The organism is Mucilaginibacter sp. (genome assembly GCF_036568825.1).
Lineage (GTDB): Bacteria > Bacteroidota > Bacteroidia > Sphingobacteriales > Sphingobacteriaceae > Mucilaginibacter.
Map to the genome: position 1 here is coordinate 1 of NZ_DATCRU010000066.1, position 21,759 is coordinate 21,759.

Annotated in this window: 21 protein-coding genes and 1 pseudogene; 12 read left to right on the top strand and 10 right to left on the bottom strand. The window is 42.8% G+C overall.

The window, feature by feature from the left end:
* The 5 genes and pseudogenes from VIM89_RS14285 to VIM89_RS14305 all read left to right on the top strand — a co-directional run.
* A pseudogene (locus tag VIM89_RS14285) lies at positions 1-347 on the top strand (acetyl-CoA carboxylase biotin carboxylase subunit); the annotation flags it as partial.
* Between the two features lie 68 nt (positions 348-415).
* Positions 416-1,285: a twin-arginine translocase subunit TatC gene (gene tatC, locus VIM89_RS14290; protein WP_488156845.1), complete on the top strand. Its 870-nt coding sequence runs from the start codon at positions 416-418 to the stop codon at positions 1,283-1,285.
* 64 nt (positions 1,286-1,349) lie between these two features.
* Positions 1,350-1,784 (top strand): ribose 5-phosphate isomerase B, encoded by a 435-nt coding sequence (rpiB, locus tag VIM89_RS14295; protein ID WP_488156846.1) that lies wholly within the window; start codon positions 1,350-1,352, stop codon positions 1,782-1,784.
* 276 nt (positions 1,785-2,060) lie between these two features.
* Positions 2,061-3,608, top strand: coding sequence for a M28 family peptidase (locus VIM89_RS14300; protein WP_488156847.1), 1,548 nt, complete (start codon positions 2,061-2,063; stop codon positions 3,606-3,608).
* A 203-nt stretch (positions 3,609-3,811) separates the two neighbouring features.
* Positions 3,812-5,197, top strand: a complete 1,386-nt coding sequence (locus VIM89_RS14305) for a LutB/LldF family L-lactate oxidation iron-sulfur protein (RefSeq protein WP_488156848.1) — start codon at positions 3,812-3,814, stop codon at positions 5,195-5,197.
* A gap of 60 nt (positions 5,198-5,257) precedes the next feature.
* On the opposite strand, the gene VIM89_RS14310 is transcribed toward VIM89_RS14305, so the two are convergent.
* Positions 5,258-6,118 (bottom strand): DUF4198 domain-containing protein, encoded by an 861-nt coding sequence (locus tag VIM89_RS14310; RefSeq protein ID WP_488156849.1) that lies wholly within the window; start codon positions 6,116-6,118, stop codon positions 5,258-5,260.
* Positions 6,119-6,179: 61 nt separating this feature from the next.
* On the opposite strand from VIM89_RS14310, the gene VIM89_RS14315 reads away from it, so the two are divergent.
* The 3 genes from VIM89_RS14315 to VIM89_RS14325 are packed head-to-tail and all read left to right on the top strand — an operon-like array spanning position 6,180 to position 8,885.
* On the top strand, positions 6,180-8,156 hold the full coding sequence (locus VIM89_RS14315) for an alpha-ketoacid dehydrogenase subunit alpha/beta (RefSeq protein ID WP_488156850.1): 1,977 nt from the start codon (positions 6,180-6,182) through the stop codon (positions 8,154-8,156).
* Positions 8,156-8,737: an ATPase gene (locus VIM89_RS14320; protein ID WP_488156851.1), complete on the top strand. Its 582-nt coding sequence runs from the start codon at positions 8,156-8,158 to the stop codon at positions 8,735-8,737. Before VIM89_RS14315 ends, VIM89_RS14320 begins: the two co-directional genes overlap by 1 nt.
* Complete coding sequence (locus tag VIM89_RS14325; protein WP_488156852.1) at positions 8,724-8,885, top strand: hypothetical protein; 162 nt, start codon at positions 8,724-8,726, stop codon at positions 8,883-8,885. Before VIM89_RS14320 ends, VIM89_RS14325 begins: the two co-directional genes overlap by 14 nt.
* Here VIM89_RS14325 and VIM89_RS14330 read toward each other — a convergent pair.
* The 6 genes from VIM89_RS14330 to gcvH all read right to left on the bottom strand — a co-directional run bounded on the left by VIM89_RS14330 (position 8,882) and on the right by gcvH (position 12,959).
* Positions 8,882-9,496 carry a SprT-like domain-containing protein gene (locus VIM89_RS14330; protein WP_488156853.1) on the bottom strand — a complete coding sequence of 205 codons (615 nt, stop codon included), beginning with the start codon at positions 9,494-9,496 and terminating at the stop codon, positions 8,882-8,884. The genes VIM89_RS14325 and VIM89_RS14330 overlap by 4 nt on opposite strands.
* A gap of 115 nt (positions 9,497-9,611) precedes the next feature.
* Positions 9,612-11,723: a ferrous iron transport protein B gene (gene feoB, locus VIM89_RS14335; protein ID WP_488156854.1), complete on the bottom strand. Its 2,112-nt coding sequence runs from the start codon at positions 11,721-11,723 to the stop codon at positions 9,612-9,614.
* Positions 11,724-11,733: 10 nt separating this feature from the next.
* Complete coding sequence (locus VIM89_RS14340; protein ID WP_488156855.1) at positions 11,734-11,949, bottom strand: FeoA family protein; 216 nt, start codon at positions 11,947-11,949, stop codon at positions 11,734-11,736.
* 102 nt (positions 11,950-12,051) lie between these two features.
* Positions 12,052-12,189 (bottom strand): hypothetical protein, encoded by a 138-nt coding sequence (locus VIM89_RS14345; RefSeq protein WP_488156856.1) that lies wholly within the window; start codon positions 12,187-12,189, stop codon positions 12,052-12,054.
* Positions 12,176-12,574: a VanZ family protein gene (locus VIM89_RS14350; RefSeq protein WP_488156857.1), complete on the bottom strand. Its 399-nt coding sequence runs from the start codon at positions 12,572-12,574 to the stop codon at positions 12,176-12,178. The genes VIM89_RS14345 and VIM89_RS14350 overlap by 14 nt, the downstream gene beginning before the upstream one ends.
* Before the next feature lie 4 nt (positions 12,575-12,578).
* A complete protein-coding gene (gene gcvH / locus VIM89_RS14355) occupies positions 12,579-12,959 on the bottom strand; it encodes a glycine cleavage system protein GcvH (protein WP_488156858.1) in 381 nt (126 codons plus the stop codon).
* Between the two features lie 124 nt (positions 12,960-13,083).
* On the opposite strand from gcvH, the gene VIM89_RS14360 reads away from it, so the two are divergent.
* The 4 genes from VIM89_RS14360 to VIM89_RS14375 all read left to right on the top strand — a co-directional run bounded on the left by VIM89_RS14360 (position 13,084) and on the right by VIM89_RS14375 (position 18,113).
* Positions 13,084-13,728 carry a DUF4142 domain-containing protein gene (locus VIM89_RS14360; RefSeq protein WP_488156859.1) on the top strand — a complete coding sequence of 215 codons (645 nt, stop codon included), beginning with the start codon at positions 13,084-13,086 and terminating at the stop codon, positions 13,726-13,728.
* Between the two features lie 204 nt (positions 13,729-13,932).
* On the top strand, positions 13,933-16,362 hold the full coding sequence (locus tag VIM89_RS14365) for a zinc-dependent metalloprotease (protein ID WP_488156860.1): 2,430 nt from the start codon (positions 13,933-13,935) through the stop codon (positions 16,360-16,362).
* Between the two features lie 169 nt (positions 16,363-16,531).
* A complete protein-coding gene (locus VIM89_RS14370) occupies positions 16,532-17,554 on the top strand; it encodes a Gfo/Idh/MocA family oxidoreductase (protein ID WP_488156861.1) in 1,023 nt (340 codons plus the stop codon).
* 64 nt (positions 17,555-17,618) lie between these two features.
* Positions 17,619-18,113, top strand: coding sequence for a TlpA family protein disulfide reductase (locus VIM89_RS14375; protein WP_488156862.1), 495 nt, complete (start codon positions 17,619-17,621; stop codon positions 18,111-18,113).
* A gap of 3 nt (positions 18,114-18,116) precedes the next feature.
* Here the strand turns inward: VIM89_RS14375 and VIM89_RS14380 are convergent, their stop codons facing one another.
* The 3 genes from VIM89_RS14380 to VIM89_RS14390 form a co-directional block, all read right to left on the bottom strand.
* Entirely contained in the window at positions 18,117-19,112 is a 996-nt protein-coding gene (locus VIM89_RS14380) for a transglutaminase family protein (protein WP_488156863.1), read from the bottom strand.
* A 25-nt stretch (positions 19,113-19,137) separates the two neighbouring features.
* On the bottom strand, positions 19,138-20,070 hold the full coding sequence (locus VIM89_RS14385; RefSeq protein ID WP_488156864.1) for an alpha-E domain-containing protein: 933 nt from the start codon (positions 20,068-20,070) through the stop codon (positions 19,138-19,140).
* A 105-nt stretch (positions 20,071-20,175) separates the two neighbouring features.
* Positions 20,176-21,621, bottom strand: coding sequence for a circularly permuted type 2 ATP-grasp protein (locus tag VIM89_RS14390; protein WP_488156865.1), 1,446 nt, complete (start codon positions 21,619-21,621; stop codon positions 20,176-20,178).
* Positions 21,622-21,759 lie beyond the last annotated feature (138 nt).

Here is a 21,759-nt window from a genome sequence, read left to right on the forward strand (position 1 = left end):
CTATAGAGTGCCGTATCAATGCAGAGGATCCTTTTAATAACTTCCGTCCTGCACCTGGTAAGATCACTAATTTCCACTCTCCGGGTGGCCATGGTGTGAGGATTGATACACACGTGTATTCAGGATATGTAATTCCACCGAACTACGACTCAATGATCGCTAAAGTAATTTGCGTGGCGCAAACACGCGAAGAAGCTTTAAGCACCATGGAGCGCGCCTTGAGCGAATTTGTGATTGAAGGCATCAAAACCACCATACCTTTCCATTTAAAATTACTGCAGGACCCTAACTTCCGCGCCGGTAACTTTACCACTAAGTTTATGGAAACCTTTGAATTCACCAAATAAACAATCTTCGGTAATAAAATAAATCGTAAATAGCATTCTGAACATCGGAATGCTATTTTTGTACGGCAATGAGTAAAACAAGTGATAAGCTGATAAAGGCAATAAAGGATAAAAGCAAGAATCTGGAAGGCGAAATGTCCTTTTTTGACCATTTGGAAGAATTAAGGTGGCATTTGATCCGCTCGGCACTGGCCATTGTTGTATTTACCATTGTTGTTTTCGCTTTTTACAGCTGGATTTACGATAACATCATTATGGCGCCCAGCAAGTCCGACTTCTGGACTTTCAGGATGATGTGCGACCTTGGTAAATTCCTTCACCGTGATATGTGCCCCGGTAAGATCAATATCCAATTGATCAATACAGAAATGGCCGGTCAGTTTACCTTACAGATCGATTCATCTTTAATGATCGGTTTGGTATTGGGTATCCCTTATTTATTGTATGAGATCTGGCTGTTTGTTAAGCCCGCATTGCACGAGAAGGAAAGGAAAGCCGCCAGCGGGTTTGTTTTCTATGCTTCTATTTTATTTTTATGCGGTGTGATGTTCGGTTATTTTGTGATCACACCGGTGTCACTTAACTTCCTGGCAGGTTACACAGTAAGTTCCAGCATTCAGAATTTATTCTCTATAGATTCCTATATATCATCTGTTTCCACATTGACTATTGCAACAGGTTTGGTTTTTGAATTGCCTATATTGGTTTATATCCTTTCGAATTTGGGTATACTGACACCTAAATTTATGAAGGAAAGCCGCCGTTATGCAATTGTGATCATCCTGATCATTGCTGCGGTGGTAACACCAACTCCTGACATGCTGACGATGACTGTAGTTGCTATCCCATTATACTTATTATATGAATTGAGTATAGGCGTAGCCAGCGCTGTTCAGAAAAGAAAGAAAAAGCAGGCAGAAGAAGTGGATGCTGCATAATTCATAGCGCCTTTCTAACAAAATCTTTACCTTAGTCGCTTAAATTTTATAATAGATTTGAGTGATGAATAACACCCTGAAGATTGCGATTGGTGCAGACCATGCCGGCTTTGATTACAAAGAAGCGATTGCCAAATGGCTGAATACGGACAACCTGAAAGATTTTGGCACTTACTCGTCAGCATCAGCTGATTATCCTGACTTTGCTCACCCGGTTGCGTCTGCAGTAGAGAATGGCGAGTCTGATTTCGGCATACTGGTTTGCGGAAGCGCTAATGGCGTAGCCATTACAGCCAACAAGCACCAGGGCATCCGTGCAGCAATTTGCTGGAATGAAGAGCTGGCTTCGTTGGCCCGCAAGCATAACAATGCCAACATTGTGTGTATCCCTGCCCGTTTTATCTCGATAGAGGAAGCCGAAAACATCGTTAAGACTTTCCTTGCAACTGAATTTGAAGGCGGACGTCACGCCAACAGGGTGAACAAAATTGCGTGTTGAGGAGAAACTCTAAACGCTAAGTTCTAAATTCTAAATTGTTTAAAATAAAGTACCATTTCGAATCCGCAGAGTAAGCCTGTGTTGTGGCGCGGATGAGAAAACTTATACGACTGGCATAACGAACTTTGTATATTGTATAAGATTTCTCCTCACGCTACCGCTCTTGTCCTTCCCTGTTCGTCGAAATGACATATTTTATTATTTTGTTAAAATTTAAACACTCTTTAAGAAAAGAGCAACGAAGTCTCAATTATTAACTGAACATAAAAACTAACAATGAAAAAACTATCCTTATGCATGGCTGCGCTTTCGCTTACTGCGTGCGCCTATGCACAAAAAAACACCGGCGATCCGCAGAAGTATGCGAAATACATCAGCGCCGAAGATGCACGTAAACACCTGAGCATTTTAGCATCAGACGCTTTTGAAGGCCGCGAAACCGGCAAACCTGGTGCTGATAAAGCTGCCAATTACATTGCAGGTGAATTCAAAAAATTAGGCTTACAAGCTCCGGTTAATGGCTCTTACTTTTTGGATGTGCCTTTGACTGAAAACTCTACCAAAATTGCATTTTCAATTAATGGGCAAGACTTTGCAAATGGCAAAGATTTCGTTGCGTCACGAGGAGCAGCTTCTGACAAACCAGTAGACGCATCTGAAGTTGTGTTTATCGGCTATGGTACCGATGCCGAAATAGATAATACCGATCTTGCCAACAAAGTATTGTTATGGGTGAATGAGGATAAACCTGAAGCAGGAAAAACTCCAAATACCAGCTACCGTTTATCAAACGCACGTACCCAAATCGTAAAAAACCTCCAGAGCAAAAACCCTGCTTTGATATTGGCAGTGAACGGTGAAATCGCTAATGTGCTTAAACGATTAGGTGCCGGTGCAACCGCGCCTCGTTTATCCATCAAAGCAGATGCAGCTAAACCAGCAAGTACACAGGCTCCAGTTTTAAATACCACTCCTGCTGTTGCTGATCAAATCCTGAAATCAACTGGCAAGACTTATGATCAGATCAAAACGGGCGCTTCTCAAACTTTGAAAGCAGATATCAAACTAAACATCCATACCGATACTAAAGATGTAAAAGCGGTTGATGTATTAGGTTTCATGCCTGGCACCGACCTGAAAGACGAAGTGCTGGTTTTCTCAGCGCATTATGACCACATCGGTTTGGTTGCAGACCCGAACGCAAAGGATAAGGTAAACAATGGCGCTGACGACGATGGCTCAGGCACCACCGGCATACTGGAAATTGCACGTGCATTTTCAGAAGCTAAAAAAGCAGGACATGGTCCGCGCAGAAGCATTCTTTTCCTTGGTAACGTAGGAGAAGAAAAAGGGTTATTAGGCTCAGAGTACTATACTGATCATCCTGTGTTCCCATTAGCCAATACCATTACCGATCTGAATATCGATATGATCGGTCGTGTTGGTTATGATTACATCGGCAAGCCGGATTCAGCGAATTATGTATACACCATCGGTTCGGCTATGCTGAGCAAGGAATTGCATCAGATAAACGAAGACGCAGACAAAAAATATGTTAATATCGAACAGGATTATAAATACGACGATCCCAACGATCCGAACCGTTTCTACTACCGCTCGGACCACTACAATTTTGCTAAACACGGTGTACCGATCATCTTCTACTTTAACGGAGTTCATAATGATTACCACCAGCCTGGAGATGAAGTAAGTAAGATCAACTTCCCGCTACTGGCTAAGCGTGCAACGCTGGTTTATTATACCGGATGGGAACTTGCCAACAGGAATAAACGTCCTGTAGTTGATGCGCCCGCAAGCAAGTGAGTGGTTGATTAGTTAAGTGGTTGAATAGTTAAGTAATTACGACAATCACTCAACAGAATTGACTTAGTCATCATAAGTTAAAAAACTAAAAGGCATGCGAGATTTCTATATCTCGTATGCCTTTTTTCTTAACCAACTTACTTAATCAACCAATCAACTACTTAACCATTCAACTGCTCAACCAAAATCCTTACCTTAGCCGAATGGGACATATCGCAGAAGAGTTTTTGGTTGCCTCTGAGGATAAGGCGTTTGATATGGATCACCGCCGTATTATCAATTACAATATTGGTAAGTACGATGCGGCAGTTAACCGGGGTTTGTCACGCCTCATCAATCTCGAAAATACCAAGCGCAAAGGCCATGTGATCAAATGGAAGGTGATGGAAAACCTGGATAAATACCTTCCGGAGTTTGAATCAAATTTCCTGAAACGTGGTGGCAAAGTAATCTGGGCCAACGATGCCGAAGAAGCCAACCGCGAGATATTAAGTATCATCCAAAAAGCAGGTGCAAAAACCGTCGTGAAGTCCAAATCGATGGTGACCGAAGAACTTAAACTAAACGAGTTCCTTGAAAGTCATCATATCGAATCCCTCGAAACCGATTTAGGCGAATATATAGTACAGTTATTGGGTCAGCGACCATATCATATCGTTACCCCTGCAATGCATCTTTCTAAAGAGGATATTGCAAAACTATTCAACGAGCGTTTTGGTACACCGATAGATGCTACTCCTGAACAGCTGACCCTAAAAGCCCGTGAGCTTCTTCGCGAAAAATACGTTCGTGCAGATGTAGGCATCACCGGCGCCAACTTTATTATAGCCGACACCGGCAGCATTGCCATTAGTGAAAACGAAGGTAACGCTCGTTTGAGCGTTAGTTTTCCCAAGATACATATTGCTGTGGTTGGCATCGAAAAAATGATCCCATCTATAGCCGATCTGGATACATTCTGGCCGATGCTGGCAACTCACGGAACAGGTCAGAATATGACGGTGTACAACACTATTCTGAGCGGCCCCCGCCAACCCAATGAAACAGATGGACCGGAGGAAATGTATGTGGTATTATTGGACAACGGTCGTACTAATTTACTTGCTCAGAAAGATCAGCGACAAGGATTATACTGCATCCGTTGCGGCGCTTGTCTGAATGCCTGCCCGGTTTATAAGAATATCGGCGGACATACTTATGAGACCACTTACAGCGGACCAATAGGCTCTATTATTACTCCGCACATGAAGGGTATGGAAGACTTTAAGCATCTCAGTTATGCATCCAGTCTATGTGGTAAATGTACGGAAGTATGCCCGGTGAAGATCGACATCCACAAAATGCTGCTGCTCAATCGCCGTGATGCGGTGAAAGAAGGTATTGTCACCAAAAAAGAAAAATGGGGATGGGCCATCTGGCAAAAAGGCATGCTAAGCCGCAAACTAACTGACTTTTTCAGCGGTAAAACCAAAAATAGGTTAATGAGTCTATTCTTCAAGAAAACCTGGGGTCACCTTCGCGAAATGCCAAAAGTTGCCGATAAATCATTCAGCAAAATGTGGCAGGAACGTAGTAAAGAGGAGTCTTAAGTCTAAAGTCGATAGTCATAAGTTGACTTTTGACTCAGAACTTAAGACTTTCGACTTAAATTAATGTTTATTCCCGAATCCAAATTCCTTATATGTATTCGGCATCTCATTACTGCTTGTAAAACCGAAGGTGTAAGTACTCATCCAGGTTTCAAAATCGGCTCCCTTTTCTTTAGATGGTTCGGTGTATACGGCGCGTAAAAGGTAAATGCCCTCCCGGCTTAGCTTAAAGTATATCTGCCCCTCTTTATCAGATGATAGTTTTTGTGCAAACACATCTTTGCCTTTGAGAGTTCTGATGTAGAATAGCACAACTACATTGGGTACAGGTTTTCCTTTTAATCGTACCTGCGCGATAATATCCGCACCGTAGTTGCCTTTATAAGGGTTATCTTTCAGCACGATCTCAAACTCATCATTCAATGGTTTATCAAATCCGTTCGGACTATTTTTTTCAACCTCAACAAGTGATTTCAGGTACCAGGTATATTTCTCGCGGAAGCTATCCTTGCTGCCATTTTTTGCTTTTTCAGCATATTGCGTATAACCCTCATCTTCAAGTAGCTTGATAAAATCGTCTGCTTCTATATCGTCAGTGACCGATTTTCTGACCATGTGGATAGTTTGAAGATCTTCAGCCTCCATCGGCATGGAAATGATAGGCGATGCACTATCCTTTGCCACGGTTAGCAAATCGGTTTCTTTTTTACCATTTTGGATGCCAAATTTTGCTGTTTTTGATGCTTCGTATTTCAGTTCATCGGTCATCGAAAATTGATTAGCCCGGATTAAGTGCAAGTTGAGTTTGTCTCCTTTATGTATAACAAAGTTTTCAGGCAGCAGGACATAATCCTCCTGGGCAGAAGCTTTGGTTACGATGAGCGAAAAGATGCAGAGAAGAAAAATATAAGTATGTTTCATATGGTTAAGATAGAAATCATGTAAACATACAAAGTTTTAAAAACTTCAGTAGTTTAGCTTTATGGTTTTTGATCGTAAAAACGTCAATAATGACAAATTAGTCTCATTTTATAAAGCTTTATTATGGCCGAGACTAATTGAAGAAAAAATGCTGATCCTGCTGAGACAGGGCCGCATCGGCAAATGGTTCTCTGGGATCGGCCAGGAAGCCATTGCCGTGGGCAGTACGCTGGCCATGCAGCCCTATGAATATATCCTGCCTATGCACCGTAATCTTGGCGTATTTACTACGAGAGATATTCCGCTTTCAAGACTGATGGCGCAATGGCAGGGAAAAGCCTCAGGCTTTACAAAAGGGCGTGATCGCTCCTTTCACTTCGGTACGCAGGAATATAAAATTATCGGAATGATATCTCACCTGGGGCCGCAGATGGCTTTAGCTGATGGCATAGCCTTGGCTGATGTGCTAAGCAAAAAGCATCGGGCAACATTAGTTTTTACAGGCGAAGGAGGCACCAGCGAAGGCGATTTTCATGAAGCGCTGAATGTGGCTTCTGTTTGGAACTTACCGGTGATATTCCTGATCGAAAATAATGGTTATGGATTATCTACGCCGGTTAACGAGCAGTACAAATGTGAGCGATTGAGCGACCGCGCAATAGGTTATGGTATTGAAGGGCGTACGATAGATGGCAACAATATCCTGGAAGTTTATCATACAATTAATGAGATCGCAACCGATATCCGCCAAAATCCGAGACCTGTTTTGCTGGAATGTATGACCTTCCGCATGCGTGGCCACGAAGAAGCATCGGGAACCAAATATGTGCCCCAGCATTTGTTTGACGAATGGAAAGAGAAAGACCCGATAAGCAATTTTGAGAAGTTTTTATTAGACGAGGGTGTGCTGACTCATGAATCAATACAAGTGATCAAAGGCGGATTTACCACGATGATCGATATCGAAATTGAAAAGGTATTTAGTGAACCGGATATAATTCCCGATGCAGAAACTGAGCTCAGGGATATGTATAAACCTTATAACTTTTCAACCTTACAACCTTCCATCACCAAAACAAACAAAAGATATATTGACGCTATAAGCGATGCCCTGCGCCAGGGGATGCAAAAGTTTGATAAGCTGGTGTTGATGGGACAGGATATTGCTGAGTATGGTGGTGCATTTAAGATTACGCAAGGCTTTGTAGAAGAATTTGGTCATGAAAGAGTACGCAATACACCTATTTGTGAATCGGGAATTGTGGGCGCTGCCATGGGCTTATCAATCAATGGTTATAAATCGGTTGTCGAAATGCAGTTTGCAGATTTTGTAACCTGCGCCTTTAACCAGGTTATAAACAACCTGGCAAAAACCCACTACCGCTGGGGAGAGAATGTAGATGTGGTGGTCCGCATGCCTACTGGAGCCGGGACGGGTGCCGGTCCATTTCATTCACAAAGTAATGAAGCATGGTTTACTAAGACTCCCGGGCTGAAAGTGGTTTGCCCTGCATTTCCATCGGACGCAAAAGGCTTATTATTAGCTGCTATTGAAGACCCTAACCCGGTGATCTATTTCGAGCATAAATATTTATACCGCAGTATCAGCGAGGATATAGCTGATGAGCCTTATACAATTGAGATAGGTAAAGCACGAATAGTCAAGGAAGGTAAACAAGCAAGTATTATTACCTATGGATTAGGCGTTCATTGGGCATTAGATTATGCAAAAGCTCATCCCGATGAATCAATTGAAATTGTTGATTTGCGCTCATTGCAACCATGGGATAAAGAAGCAGTTGAAAACAGTGTAAAAAAGACCGGTCGTGTTTTGATATTACATGAGGATACTTTAACCAACGGCTTTGGTGGCGAAATAGCTGCCCACCTTGCTGAGCATTGCTTCAACTATATTGATGCACCTGTTATGCGCTGCGCCAGCCTGGATACTGCCATACCAATGAATAAAGCACTAGAAGACCAATTTCTGGCGAAAGCGAGGCTGGAGGAAATGATGGAGAAATTAATTAGTTACTAATGCCAAATTTATATATCATCGCAGGATGTAATGGTGCTGGCAAAACGACGGCATCACTGAGCTTTTTACCAGATATGTTGAACTGCTATGAATTCGTTAATGCCGATTCTATAGCGGCGGGCCTTTCCCCGCTTCAACCAGAAAAAGTAGCTTTTGAGGCAGGAAGGATAATGTTGGACAGGATAAAGAAGCTGATTAATGATCAGGTCGATTTTGCTTTTGAAACGACATTATCTACCAAAAGCTACGCCTCTTTGATTAGACTAGCTAAGATAAACAATTATAAAGTATGGTTATTATTCTTTTGGTTACCAAGTCCTGAAATGGCGATTGAACGAGTTAAATCAAGAGTGCAGAATGGTGGCCATTCTATTCCTGAAGATGTAATCATAAGAAGGTACCATAGGGGAATAAACAATCTGGTTAATATATATTTTCAATTATCCGATAATTGGTTTGTGCTTGACAATTCCACCTCGCAATCTCAATTAGTAGTTGAAGGCCATAACGAAGTTGTATATCAGGTAATTAATAGCGAAATTTGGACTATAATTAATAAAATCAGCCATGAGCACAAATGATTCGAATTATATAGAGATTCGCAATAAAATAATAGAAGGCTCTCGTCTTGCTGTAAAAAAGCTTATTCAGGAGCGTAAAAAGATTAACGGTGATTTAGTTATTATGGTAAAGGGCAAAATAACCCACGTACCCGCAAAAGACCTTTAAGCCTCCACCAACTCCACCTCCGCTATAGGACTAAATAAATACACCCGCTTAGTTTTTAACTCGGTACATTTATAGCGTTTACGCAGTTTCTCTTCCTTCCTGAATACGCGGCCATTTTTTAACTTAAACAGGGAATGCATTGGTATTTTATCAACTGTGAGATGTGTCTCCGGCTTTGGAGCATCATATAAGCGCAATGATTTATACAAATGCAGATCCGTACAGCTTGATGCAGCTGGGTTGTTCAGATATTTTACTATTGCATGTTTTACATCAGGAGGAAATATTTCCTTCTCAAAAAACGGCTGCATCATTTTTTTGAAATTGGCTTTCCATTCCGTGCCGTGCGGCTTGGCTTTGTGCTTGTGCTCGTTCCAGGTATGCAGGTGTGCAAACTCATGAACGGTGGTCACCAGGAACGCATAAACATTCAGATCATAATTTACGGAGATACGGTGTCCCTTTCCGCCATGTGGCGGGCGGTAATCACCAAACTTACTGTTCCGGTTGCGGGAAATCTTAAACTCACATTGAAAGTAATCGATCCAGCGGGCTATCAGCGGCGCCGCCCGTGGAGGGAGATATCTTTCTAAAACTTTTACCTTATCCAATTTTACCTCTTTTCAAAAATACTATTTTGAGGTGAAAGGTTAAAGGCGAAGGGTCAAAGGTTTGTTTTAGTGAGAATTAAAGGCCTTTTACCTTTCAGCTTTCGCCTTTAACCTTTTACCTCAATAAATGGTAGGTAATAAAACTTACAATGTAAGCCAGCCCGGTCATATAAACGAACTGCGAAGCCGGCCAACGCCAGTTCTTCGTCTCGCGGTATACTACGGCCATGGTGCTGGCGCATTGCATGGCAAAGGCGTAAAACATCATGAGTGAGAAAGCAACAGCCACAGTAAATACAGGCTGCCCGTCAGGATTTTTGGCAGTGGCCATTTTTTGCTGAACCGATTCCATCTTCTCGGCATCACCTTCCACGCTGTAAATAGTTGCCATGGTACCTACAAACACTTCTCGGGCAGCAAAGGAAGTAATGAGTGCAATGCCGATCTTCCAGTCGAAGCCGAGGGGCTTAATCACAGGCTCAATAGCATGGCCCAACACACCTGCGTATGAGTTTTCCAGCTTTTCGGAAGCAACCGCATGATGCAGATCGTCTGCGTTCATATGCCGGGAATATTGTGGTTGCTTGTATTTTTGCTCGATCCTTTCAAAGCGATTTCCTGGACCATAAGATGCCAGTACCCAAAGGATAACCGATACCGCTACTATCACTTTACCAGCCTGCAATACGAAGGCCTTTGCACGATTGTACATATCCTGTCCAACATTCTTCCAGCGCGGCATACGATAAACTGGCAATTCCATTATAAAGTAACCACGCTCACGCGATTTCAATAAAAATTTCATCACAAAAGCCACGGTAATAGCAGATACCAAACTGAACAAGTACATGCCAGTCAATACTAATCCCTGCAAATTAAATATCCACCATATATTGCGATTGGGAACAACCAAAGCAATTAGCAGCGTATAGATCGGCAAACGTGCAGAGCAGGTCACCAATGGCGTCACCATAATGGTGATCATTCTGTCCTTCCAGTTCTCAATCGTACGCGTACTCATGATTGACGGAACGGCACAGGCAAAACCACCGATAAGCGGCACTACCGATTTACCATTTAGCCCCACCTTCCGCATCAACCTGTCCATCATAAAAGTGACGCGTGACATATAGCCGGTATCTTCCAATATGGAGATGAACCCAAAAAGAATAGCGATTTGCGGTATAAAAACCATCACCCCGCTTAACCCGCCCAGCACACCATCAACCACCAGGCTTACTAGTGGCCCCGCAGGTAAAACCCGGTGCAATGACGACTGCAGCCATACAAAGAAATCACCAATCAATTCCATCGGGTAGGCCGACCATGCAAATATCGATTGAAAAATAAACAGCAGGATGGCGAAAAATATAACGAAACCGAAAACCCGGTGAGTTAATATCTTATCAATTTTATTGCTGATATTTTCTTCCTGTGCAGTTTCATTTTTCTTTACCGTATCATACAGCAGATCATTAATGAAGCTGTATCGTGCTATGGTTTCTGTAGCTTGTGCTTTTTGTGAATGGAAACTGAATTCCTGCTCCAGTTCTTCAATACGGTCGCTTTGTGTGGGACTTAAGAATTTAAGTGTCTCATGCTGATGCGCCAATTGCAGAGCATAATACGGGTTCTCCACCTCGATCTCTTTGCCGATCTGTGCGATGAGTTGGGGGGCGAGGGATTCTACATCAATCGTATCCTCTTGTAGGGCTACCTTATTAGCATAATTTATAGCAGATTTAAGCTGATCGATACCCTCGATTTTTCTTGCCGAGATCGGGACTACAGGTACGCCCAATTTTTGCGCAAATGCATTGACATCAATAGTAATACCCGACTTTTTAGCCAGGTCCATCATGTTCAAAGCAACTATTACGGGCAGCTTCAGGTCGGCAACCTGGGTATAGAGTAATAAATTTCTTTTTAGGTTGGAGGCATCAAGAATAACCACTACCAAATCAGGACGCAGCGGATTGGCCTTATCAGCCAAAACAGAGAACACAATAGATTCGTCCCTGCTTTTAGGATAAAGACTGTAAGTGCCGGGAAGATCTATTATTTCAGCACGGCGGCCGTCAGGCAGATCACAAAAACCTGTCTTTTTATCAACAGTTACACCCGGAAAGTTTCCGATTTTTTGATTGAGCCCGGTTAAAACATTGAAGAGCGTTGATTTACCGGTATTTGGATTTCCTACAAGCGCTACTTTTATATCAGCATCCACTTGTTAAAAATTACTGCAGGATAATAGTTGAAGCTTCTTTTCTGCGCAGACTTAATTGATAACCAGAAACATGAATAGCAATTGGGTCGCCAAGAGGGGCAACGCGCGAAACGGTGATCTGCTCGCCCGGTAAACATCCCATCTCCATCAACTTCACCGACATTTCCAGGTCGGTAAACTCCTTAACTATTCCTGTTTCTCCTACTTCAAGTTGTGAAAGCTTCATGTTCTTAATACTTAAACTGAACAAATGTAAATCTTATTTAAATTAAATCCAAATAAGGACAAAATAAATGAGAATATGATATTATCCTGATTTTTTAGCCGGTTAAGAAATGTTGTTGATGGATTTAGTGTGGGCTTTCACTTTGCCGAAATGCGGGCATCCGCAGTCTTTTTTAAAGATGCCGCATGATGAAAGGCTTGCTGCCGCTATCAGAATAACCAGGTATTTAACTTTTTTCATAATTTTTTGCCCTGTCAATTGTCATCACTCCTAAAATAGCCATACAGGCACCTGTTGCATCGGCAAAAAGATCGGGCCATTCGCCGCTTCGCCAGGTAAATATGGTCAGTTGTAATAACTCAATCAGACCGCCAAATACTATGGAAATAAAAGTAACGATTGCTGCGGTCTTATACGATATCAGCCGGCCATTTTGTTGCCTGATAATACCATTGCACCATAAAATTACCAGCAAGAAAAAGAACCCGCAGTGTACCAGTTTGTCAAACCCCGGAAAGAATAATGGCTCGTGCGTTATATTGTCTCCAATTTTGATGGAGCACATCACTAAAACAAATAAGGCCCACAAAACAGTGGGCCTTTGATATTTAGAAAATTTCATCATTCAATCAGGCGCCAACCAAAGCTTTGTAAGCATCAGCCGAAAGCAGGCCGTCAATTTCAGAAGCATCTTTAACGGTGATCTTTACCATCCAGCCTTCGCCGTATGGATCAGAGTTTACCAGTTCGGGCTGGCTGTCAAGCGCAGGATTAGTGCCGTCAACGGTACCGGTAAGCGGCATGAACAGATCAGATACTGTTTTTACTGCTTCAACAGTCCCAAAAACTTCTTCCTTGTGTACTTCTTTTCCTTTTGTAGGAATGTCGACATAAACGATGTCGCCCAATTCGCCCTGGGCAAACTCAGTGATACCGATGTAGGCTTCGCTGCCTTCAATTCTTACCCACTCGTGGTCTTTGGTGTATTTTAATTCAGCCGGGAAATTCATATTGATCTGTTTTTATGTGGTTCAAAAATAAAAAAACTTTTAAATAACCTGATTTAATTCTGCTTATATCGGTCACCTAAAAAACCTAATATAAACCATTCCCGTTTAAGGCTAAATAATGAGAATGAAGAGATTATCTACCGCCATAATTATTACGCTTGTTATAATGGGTTTGCATGCCTGCAAAAGCAGCAGTCAAAAAGAAAAAGTAGCTACCGATACCTTTTTGAACGACGTAAAGGATACTGTATCAACTGCAAATACCAGCGCGCCTCAGCCATCGCAACCGGCGGATAAGGAGCATGATGTTCACCCGGTTACTTTAACGCCTACTGTAAGCGCTAAAGATGTTGAATTTGCCTCAGCGGTTACCAATAATGCTTTGAACAAGGTGAACACCGGCAAAATGGCTTTGGAAAAATCAACCAACAACCGAGTAAAAAATTTCGCCACGATGCTGGTAAACGATCATACCAAACTGGGTGATGAGTTGAGCCTGATCGCAAAAGATAAAAAGATAACCCTTCCGCCAATATCGGGCATGGCCGAAATGCACCAGGCTAACCGATTGGCGATGAAACAGGGCAACGATTTTGATAAAGCCTATATGGATGCCATGATACTGGACGAAAAAAAGGCGCTTGATATTTGCGAAACCGGATCGAAAACCTGCAAAGATGCTTCATTGAAAGCTTTTGCAGTTAAGTCAATGCCTGTATTAAGAATGCACCTCGACTCGGCGCAGGCTATACGGAATAGCATACAATAAAGAAATCCAGATATTAGAATGGCTCTGTGATCTTTGTGCCTTCCCTGTGAACCTTGTGGTTTAATTTTTACCGCAGAGATCGCAATGGTTTCACAGGGGCCACAAAGATTAATATTAATTATCCAAGGCAGATTTCTCACACAACCTTTTTGTATAAAGCCTGATAAAACAATACTTTTAGGTTGTAGAACAAAAGCCTTTCCGATGAAAAAACTTTACCTGTCGCTATTTCTTCTTATCAGCCTGTTTCAAATCGCCAATGCCCAAAAAGCCGAGGATTTTGAATCAAAAACCAAGGGCCTGAAAAAATATTCCGGCTATTTTAATTTTTATTGGAATGATAAAACCGGGCAAGTCTTATTGGAGATCAATCGCTTTAACGATGAGTTTTTGTATGTAAGCTCCTTGCCTGCCGGAGTTGGTTCAAATGATTTGGGAATGGATCGCGGGCAGATCGGTGACAGCCGCATTGTAAAGTTTATAAGAGTAGGTAACAAGGTTCTGCTGGTACAGCCTAATTACAGTTACCGCGCAATAAGCAATAATGCTGATGAGCGCAAATCAGTAGAAGAAGCCTTCGCGCAATCCGTTATCTGGGGATTTACTGCCGAAGCACAGGATGACGACAAGGTACTGGTCGATTTTACGCCGTTTCTGCTTCGCGACAGTCATAATGTGGCCCGAAAGTTGGGCAATAGCAACCAGGGAAATTATCATGCAGATGATACCCGTTCGGCTATTTATTTGCCAAATACCAAAAGCTTTCCGGATAATACGGAGTTTGAGGCAATCATCACTCTCGCGGGAAACGGAACCGGCACAGAGATCAGTTCGGTAACACCTAATCCGGATTTTGTGACGGTGAGAATGCACCAGTCCTTTATACGTTTGCCGGATAATAAGTATAAGCCACGCAAGTTTGATCCCCGATCAGGATTATATGATGTGGAGTATATGGACTATGCCACACCAATTGATCAACCTATAATGAAACGGTTGTTGACCCGGCATCGCCTCGAAAAGAAGGACCCTTCAGCAGCAATGAGCGAACCTGTGAAACCAATTATTTACTATGTCGATCGCGGCGCTCCAGAGCCTGTGCGCAGCGCTTTGATTGAAGGTGCTTCCTGGTGGAACCAGGCTTTTGAGGCAGCGGGCTATAAAGACGCCTTCCAGGTGAAATTACTACCAGAAGATGCTGACCCGATGGATATTCGTTATAACGTGATCCAGTGGGTGCATCGGTCGACCAGGGGTTGGTCATATGGCGAGTCGATTAATGACCCACGTACGGGGGAAATTATAAAAGGACAGGTTTCATTAGGTTCCCTGCGTGACAGGCAGGATTTCCTGATAGCAGAAGGCTTGCTTCAACCTTATGAAGATGGTAAACCTGTAAGCGATAAAATGATGAAGATGGCATTGGCGCGTTTGCGTCAGCTGGCAGCACATGAGGTTGGACACACATTGGGTTTTCAGCATAATTTTGCGGCCAGCGTGAATAACCGCGCATCAGTAATGGATTATCCGCCGCCTGTATTTACGTTGGGTACCGATGGAACTATCGACCTGAGTAATGCCTATACCACCAGTATTGGCGCCTGGGATAAACGGACAGTATTATACGGCTATCAGGATTTCCCTGCCGGAACTGACGAAGATAAGGCATTAAAAGATATCATGACTGAGACATTGAAGGAAGGCTTTCTGTATATATCTGATGAAGATGCCCGTCCTGCAGGAAGTGCTCATCCGCAGGCCCATCTTTGGGATGCAGGAACCAATGCTGCTGATGAACTGAACCGTTTGATGGTGATAAGGAAACATGTGATCGACAACTTTTCTGAAAAAGCGATCAGGCAGGATGCGCCGATGGCTGCCATTGAAGAAGTGCTGGTGCCGATGTACCTGATGCATCGTTACCAGGTAGAGGCCACTTCCAAAATGCTAGGGGGTTTGTATTATACTTTCGCGCTGAAAAATGACGGACAAACCATCACCAAATTTGTTCCTCCTGCCGAGCAATGGAAGGCTTTTGATGCATTGATGAGCACGATCTCACCGGATGCGTTGGCATTGCCGGAAAAACTAATTGAAAAAATACCACCACGGCCAATAGGCTATCCTCGAACCAGGGAGACATTTAAATCGAGAACAGGATTGACCTTTGATCCGCTTTCGGCAGCAGAATCAGCAGCAAGTAATACATTGACATTTATGCTTCAATCGCAACGGGCTGCACGTTTGGTAGAATATCATTCAAGGGATAATACGCAACCGGGACTTGACGCAGTTCTGACTAAACTGCTCGGAAGAACATGGAAGGCTCCGCAACAAGCAGGTTATAAAGGAGAAATACAACGGTTGGTAAACAATCTAATCCTGAAACAGCTATTGGAGTTGGCTGCAAATACCAGCGCTCCGGAAAATGTTCGTGGGATTGCGTTGCTGCAAATAAGTGAATTAAAGGTCTGGATGAATAAAGCTATGCCGATAGCTGGAAATGATCAGAAAGCAAACCTGTTATTCGGTTTATCACAAATCAAAGAATTTGAAAATAATCCCGACAAATTTAAACCGGCCGAAACATTAAACATGCCTGATGGTTCGCCAATTGGGATGGAGGAGTATTAAGAATAAAAATGAAACCACTTGTCATTGCGATGAACGGCCTGAGGGGTGAAGAAGCAATCGCAAACTATGCATATCCGCCCTGTATAGCATGCGATTGCTTCGTTGCGCAGCACACACCGTCCGCCTTGCGCCTCGCAATGACATGTTGGCCAATTGCTAAATAAATTCTATGCAATCACCTATAAAAACCGGCCTGATGGCCTACGGAATGTCCGGCAGAGTATTCCATGCACCGTTTATTTATGCGCATCCCGGCTTTGAATTGAGCACAGTTGTGGAGCGTCATGAAAAGAAAATGGCGGAACGTTATCCGGGTATAACTAGCTATGATCAAACCGAGGACTTGTTGAATGATCAACAGGTCGAACTGATTATCGTCAACACACCTAATAATACACATTTCGATCTGGCTAAAAGATCATTGCAGGTTGGTAAGCACGTACTGGTCGAAAAACCCATTGCAGCAACTGTAGCCGAAGTAAAGGAATTATACGATCTGGCAAGGGAAGTCGGTAAGCATTTGATGGTTTATCAAAATCGTCGCTGGGACAGTGACTTTTTATCCGTTAAAGAAGCTATTGAAAGTGGCCGACTGGGGCAATTGATCGAGGTGCATTTCCGGTTCGACAGGTATAAAATGACCTTGAGTCCAAAGCAATTTAAGGAGACCAAAAGTATGGCTCCAAATGGTTTGGCTTATGACCTCGGTCCACACCTTATAGATCAGGCGATCAGTCTTTTTGGGCGACCTTTAAAGTTTACCAAAACTACAGCTACTTATCGCGAAGATTCACAGGTGGATGATTACTTTCATTTTCATCTGTCGTATCCTAATCAATTGAATGTCTACCTTACATCAGGCTTGCTTATTGCTCAGCCTACACCTTCATTCGTGGTACATGGCACCTTGGGTAGCTATATTAAAGATCGGGTAGATGTGCAAGAAGCACAACTGGATAAGGGCATTCCGCCTACTGACCTTGCTTATGGATTAGAGTCTGAAGACAGTGAAGGCAAACTGGTAACTTTTGACGAGAACAATCAAAAGAAAATCGAATTCATTCCGTCCTACCAGGGCCAATATATTCAACTATTTGAGGCTGTATATCAGACTATTCGCAATGGTGCGTTATATCCTATAACTGAGGAGCACATTGCGTGGCAGATAGAATTACTTGAAGCGAATGGCTGAATTTTTGTAAATTTATAGCAACATCAACCCTCTGAACTATAAAAACAGTACATTTATCTCCATAATGAAGAAATTAGTTTTATTATTAAGCCTGATCATTGCTGCAGGATGCACACAGGCTCAAAACAAACCTGACATTGAACACATCCCTCACTTTAAAATATTAAAGGCCGACAGTACTTATTTCAACTATACAGATCTGAAAAAGGACAAACCGGTAATGATCATATACTTCTCACCAGATTGCAGCCATTGCCAGCATTTGATGTACGAGATGAAGCCAAAAATGAAAGAATTTGGCGACATCCAAATTGTAATGGTAACCTTCACCGAATACAATATGCTGAAGATGCTTAAAAACTTTAACCGGGATTTTGATCTTGCCAAATATCATAACCTGACTGTTGGTACCGAGGGTCATACCTATGTGGTTCAAAAGTATTACCAGGTGACTACTACGCCTTACATCGCTGTGTATGATCATAAAGGCAACCTGGTTAAGGCTTATGATAAAGTGCCTAAATTGGATACCCTGATAGCTACTGTTAAAAAAGCATAATCTTTATTGCTGCTGCTGTTGCTGCTGCTGTTGCTGGAGCATTTCCAGGTAACGCTGATAGCTGTTTTTTGGAATATTGCTTAACGGTTTATGTTCGATGGGCTCAGGAACTTTGGCAAACTCTGCCGGCTGATTCATGGAGGGGGCATCGCCTTCATAGCCAACGTTTACAGAAACATCCAGCCGGTGATCTGACGTGCCTTTGTAAACGCCCTTTACCGGCGAGCAATCCGAAAAATTCCGACCTACTGCTAAACGAACATGGGTTTCGTTTGCTATGCAATTGTTAGTAGGATCAATACCCATCCAGCCGTAATCAGGAATATAGGCTTCGGCCCAGGCATGAGTAGCACCTTCACCACGCATGGTAGTGCTTCGGTTGGTACAGATATAACCGCTCACATAACGCGCCGGAATACCAACCAGTCGCAACATCAGGGTTAAGATATGGGCGAAATCCTGGCAAACGCCGGCTTTCAATCTCCATATCTCATCCATGGTTGTCTCTACCGAGGTTACGCCCTTGATATATTGAAAGTTATCATAAACATACCGCGAAAAGCGCAGCACTGCCTGGTATGGCGTATCCTCTTTTGATTTTTCCGTATCAACCAGTGCTTTCAGATCATCAAAACCTTCAAATTGCTCCAATCGCAAAAAATCAATATAAGGTACCATGAAACGCAGGTGTTTCAGGTCTTCCCATTGTTGCGCAGGAAAAATATCGTTACCCGGCAGCGGTTTATGTTTGGTTTGAACCAGTATTTTTGAATCGATCAGTAAGGTTGAATGTGGTTCACTGTAAGTAAAACCGCCCACTTTGTTGCCGTAATAATCAATGAAAGTGTCGACTACAGGGTCGCCGCTGATGTGTATTTCCTGTTTGATCACTTCCTGCCACTCGTCTTGTATCGGATATAGAATGATCTGGTTAGCGCTGTCGCGAACGGGTGCGGGGTAGGTGTATTTAGTTAAATGATGAATCTTAAATTCGGGCATAATTATAGCTCAATAGGTTTATCAATCAGGAGTTGGCAAAGTAATGATTATTCAACGCATCGCCAATACCATAAAGCTGGCTGCGTATCTGCGTCAAAAATTGGTGTAGACCTTCATCTTTTATGCTTTTTACCGAACTGTATTTGATATTGCTTTGCAACCGGCCGATATAGAAGGAAAGCTCGCGGTAATCGTCAATATTGCTGTCGTTTTTTAACCGCTCAAAATAGCGTTGAATGTGATTGACCGAATAGATCACCGAACGCGGGAAATCATTGTTCAATGCTACCTGCTCTAGTACGTTTTCAGCCTCGAAGCCCTCGCGGTATTTTTTCAGATAGAGCTCGTATCCACCAAGTGATAACAGCAAGTGCTTCCAGTAAGTGGTATCGGTGAGCAGGTCAGGATTATTATCGATAGATCCAAACTTAGTATCCAAAATATCCACCGACTGTATCCCACGTTCCAAATATTTGCCGATATTCATATAGCTACGACCTTCGCCACGCTCCATTGTTATTTCTACCGTCCCATAATACAGCATTACCTGTTTAATGAGCACATCTAACACACTTACCGGGTCGTCTTTTTTCAAAGCATTATCTATGCGATTATCTTTTACAGTATGATAATATTCATTCAGGCACTGCCATAAATCTTTAGTAATATGCTCCTGCACGCCACGCGCATTTTCACGGGCCAGGGTAATGATATTCAGAATGGAGTTCTGGTTATTCTTTCCACACACCATATAGCGCATTACAGCGCGGCTATCGTTACCCAATTTCTGCGTCTCTTCATCATACCCGGCGAATATGCGGACTACCGGCTCCCAGGTAAATTCCTGCACCGTGTCCTGCGACGAGGCATAATTGATCTTGAGCATGCGCAAAATGCCATCGCTGCGCTCCACGTAACGGCTTAACCAATATAAACTTGCTGCTACCCTGCTTAACATTCTTTTCGATTTCGGATTTCGGAATTATGATTTCGGATTTTATTCATATAGCTCTTCAAATTAATCATCTGCATATCTGCACATTTTCTCATTTGCACATCCGCTTCACGCCAGCACCCACGTATCCTTACTTCCACCACCTTGCGAACTGTTCACTACCAACGATCCTTCTTTCAGTGCCACGCGGGTTAACCCACCGGGAACGATCTCTATTCCATCCGGTCCGCATAACGCGTAAGGCCTCAAATCAACCCTGCGCGGATGCAATGCCCCCTGCATATAGCAAGGTGCAGCCGATAGGCTAATTGTTGGTTGTGCAATAAAATTGCGAGGATCTTTCAATATCTCTTTCTTATAATCGTCTATCTCTTCATCTGATGATGCGTGTCCCATCAGCATACCATAGCCGCCACTGCCGTTGGTCTTCTTTACTACCATTTTGTTGATATTGGCAAACACATGCTCGCGTTCATCACGGTTGCTTAATTGGTAGGTGGGTACATTTTTTAGGATTGGTTCTTCATTCAGATAATATTTGATCATTTCAGGCACATAAGCATACACAGCCTTGTCATCTGCAACTCCATTTCCAATGGCATTCACGATAGCTACATTACCGGTACGATAGGCACCCATAATACCCGCTACGCCCAATATACTTGCCGGGTTAAACACCAGCGGATCGAGATATTCATCATCTACGCGGCGATAGATTACATCCACCTGCTGCAAACCTATGGTGGTTTTCATGTACACCTTTTGATTTTTCACCACCAGGTCGCGGCCTTCAACCAATTCCACACCCATTAATCGCGCCAGCGTGGTATGCTCAAAGTAAGCCGAGTTATAAATACCGGGACTTAGCAAAACAATGGTTGGGTTACTGATTTGCCGTGGCGATAATGATAGCAGGTTTTTATAAAGGATATTTGGATATTCTGTCACACTTCGCACACAACATTGCGGCAATAGATCGGGAAACAGGCGTTTAGTGATCTCCCGGTTTTCGAGCATATAGCTTACTCCTGATGGCGTACGCAGGTTATCTTCCAATACGTAAAATGTCCCGTCATGATCGCGTATCAGATCGATGCCGGCAATATGAACATAAATATCATATGGCACCTGCAACTGGTACATTTCCCTCAAAAAATGCGGGCAAGAATAAATAATGTCGATCGGTACAATGCCATCCTTTACGATGAACTGATTATTATAAACGTCCTTCAAAAAAAGGTTAAGGGCGTTGAGGCGTTGTTTGATACCTTTCTCTACAAAAGCCCACTCCGCTGCAGTGATGATCCGCGGAATAATATCAAAAGGGAATATCTTCTCAATACCCTCACCACTGCTGTAAACCGTAAAAGTGATGCCCTGGCTCATGAACAGCCTTTTCGCTAATTCTTCCTTCCGCGCCAAATCTTCGGATGACTCCCTTGACAGATAATCGATCACTTTATTGTAATGGTCACGAATGCTGCCTACACCATACATCTCGTCCCATACGCCATTTATGGGGCTATATTGATTAAAATAACCTGATTCCTGCATAATTCTCCGGCTAATGTGTGATAAATTATCAGTTTATTTTTATAAAACGTAATTTATGAAGTATTTTATCAAAAAAGCAAATGAATTTTAATGAAATTTTATAAAAAACTTAAATAATATATGAATTTATTAATCAAA

Bases quoted from the DNA above. Each gene is read 5' to 3' on its own strand.
- tatC (WP_488156845.1), top strand. From the start codon at position 416: ATGAGTAAAACAAGTGATAAGCTGATAAAGGCAATAAAGGATAAAAGC.
- rpiB (WP_488156846.1), top strand. From the start codon at position 1,350: ATGAATAACACCCTGAAGATTGCGATTGGTGCAGACCATGCCGGCTTT.
- VIM89_RS14300 (WP_488156847.1), top strand. From the start codon at position 2,061: ATGAAAAAACTATCCTTATGCATGGCTGCGCTTTCGCTTACTGCGTGC.
- VIM89_RS14305 (WP_488156848.1), top strand. From the start codon at position 3,812: ATGGGACATATCGCAGAAGAGTTTTTGGTTGCCTCTGAGGATAAGGCG.
- VIM89_RS14310 (WP_488156849.1), bottom strand. From the start codon at position 6,118: ATGAAACATACTTATATTTTTCTTCTCTGCATCTTTTCGCTCATCGTA.
- VIM89_RS14315 (WP_488156850.1), top strand. From the start codon at position 6,180: ATGGTTTTTGATCGTAAAAACGTCAATAATGACAAATTAGTCTCATTT.
- VIM89_RS14320 (WP_488156851.1), top strand. From the start codon at position 8,156: ATGCCAAATTTATATATCATCGCAGGATGTAATGGTGCTGGCAAAACG.
- VIM89_RS14325 (WP_488156852.1), top strand. From the start codon at position 8,724: ATGAGCACAAATGATTCGAATTATATAGAGATTCGCAATAAAATAATA.
- VIM89_RS14340 (WP_488156855.1), bottom strand. From the start codon at position 11,949: ATGAAGCTTTCACAACTTGAAGTAGGAGAAACAGGAATAGTTAAGGAG.
- VIM89_RS14345 (WP_488156856.1), bottom strand. From the start codon at position 12,189: ATGAAAAAAGTTAAATACCTGGTTATTCTGATAGCGGCAGCAAGCCTT.
- VIM89_RS14350 (WP_488156857.1), bottom strand. From the start codon at position 12,574: ATGATGAAATTTTCTAAATATCAAAGGCCCACTGTTTTGTGGGCCTTA.
- gcvH (WP_488156858.1), bottom strand. From the start codon at position 12,959: ATGAATTTCCCGGCTGAATTAAAATACACCAAAGACCACGAGTGGGTA.
- VIM89_RS14360 (WP_488156859.1), top strand. From the start codon at position 13,084: ATGAAGAGATTATCTACCGCCATAATTATTACGCTTGTTATAATGGGT.
- VIM89_RS14365 (WP_488156860.1), top strand. From the start codon at position 13,933: ATGAAAAAACTTTACCTGTCGCTATTTCTTCTTATCAGCCTGTTTCAA.
- VIM89_RS14370 (WP_488156861.1), top strand. From the start codon at position 16,532: ATGCAATCACCTATAAAAACCGGCCTGATGGCCTACGGAATGTCCGGC.
- VIM89_RS14375 (WP_488156862.1), top strand. From the start codon at position 17,619: ATGAAGAAATTAGTTTTATTATTAAGCCTGATCATTGCTGCAGGATGC.
- VIM89_RS14380 (WP_488156863.1), bottom strand. From the start codon at position 19,112: ATGCCCGAATTTAAGATTCATCATTTAACTAAATACACCTACCCCGCA.
- VIM89_RS14385 (WP_488156864.1), bottom strand. From the start codon at position 20,070: ATGTTAAGCAGGGTAGCAGCAAGTTTATATTGGTTAAGCCGTTACGTG.
- VIM89_RS14390 (WP_488156865.1), bottom strand. From the start codon at position 21,621: ATGCAGGAATCAGGTTATTTTAATCAATATAGCCCCATAAATGGCGTA.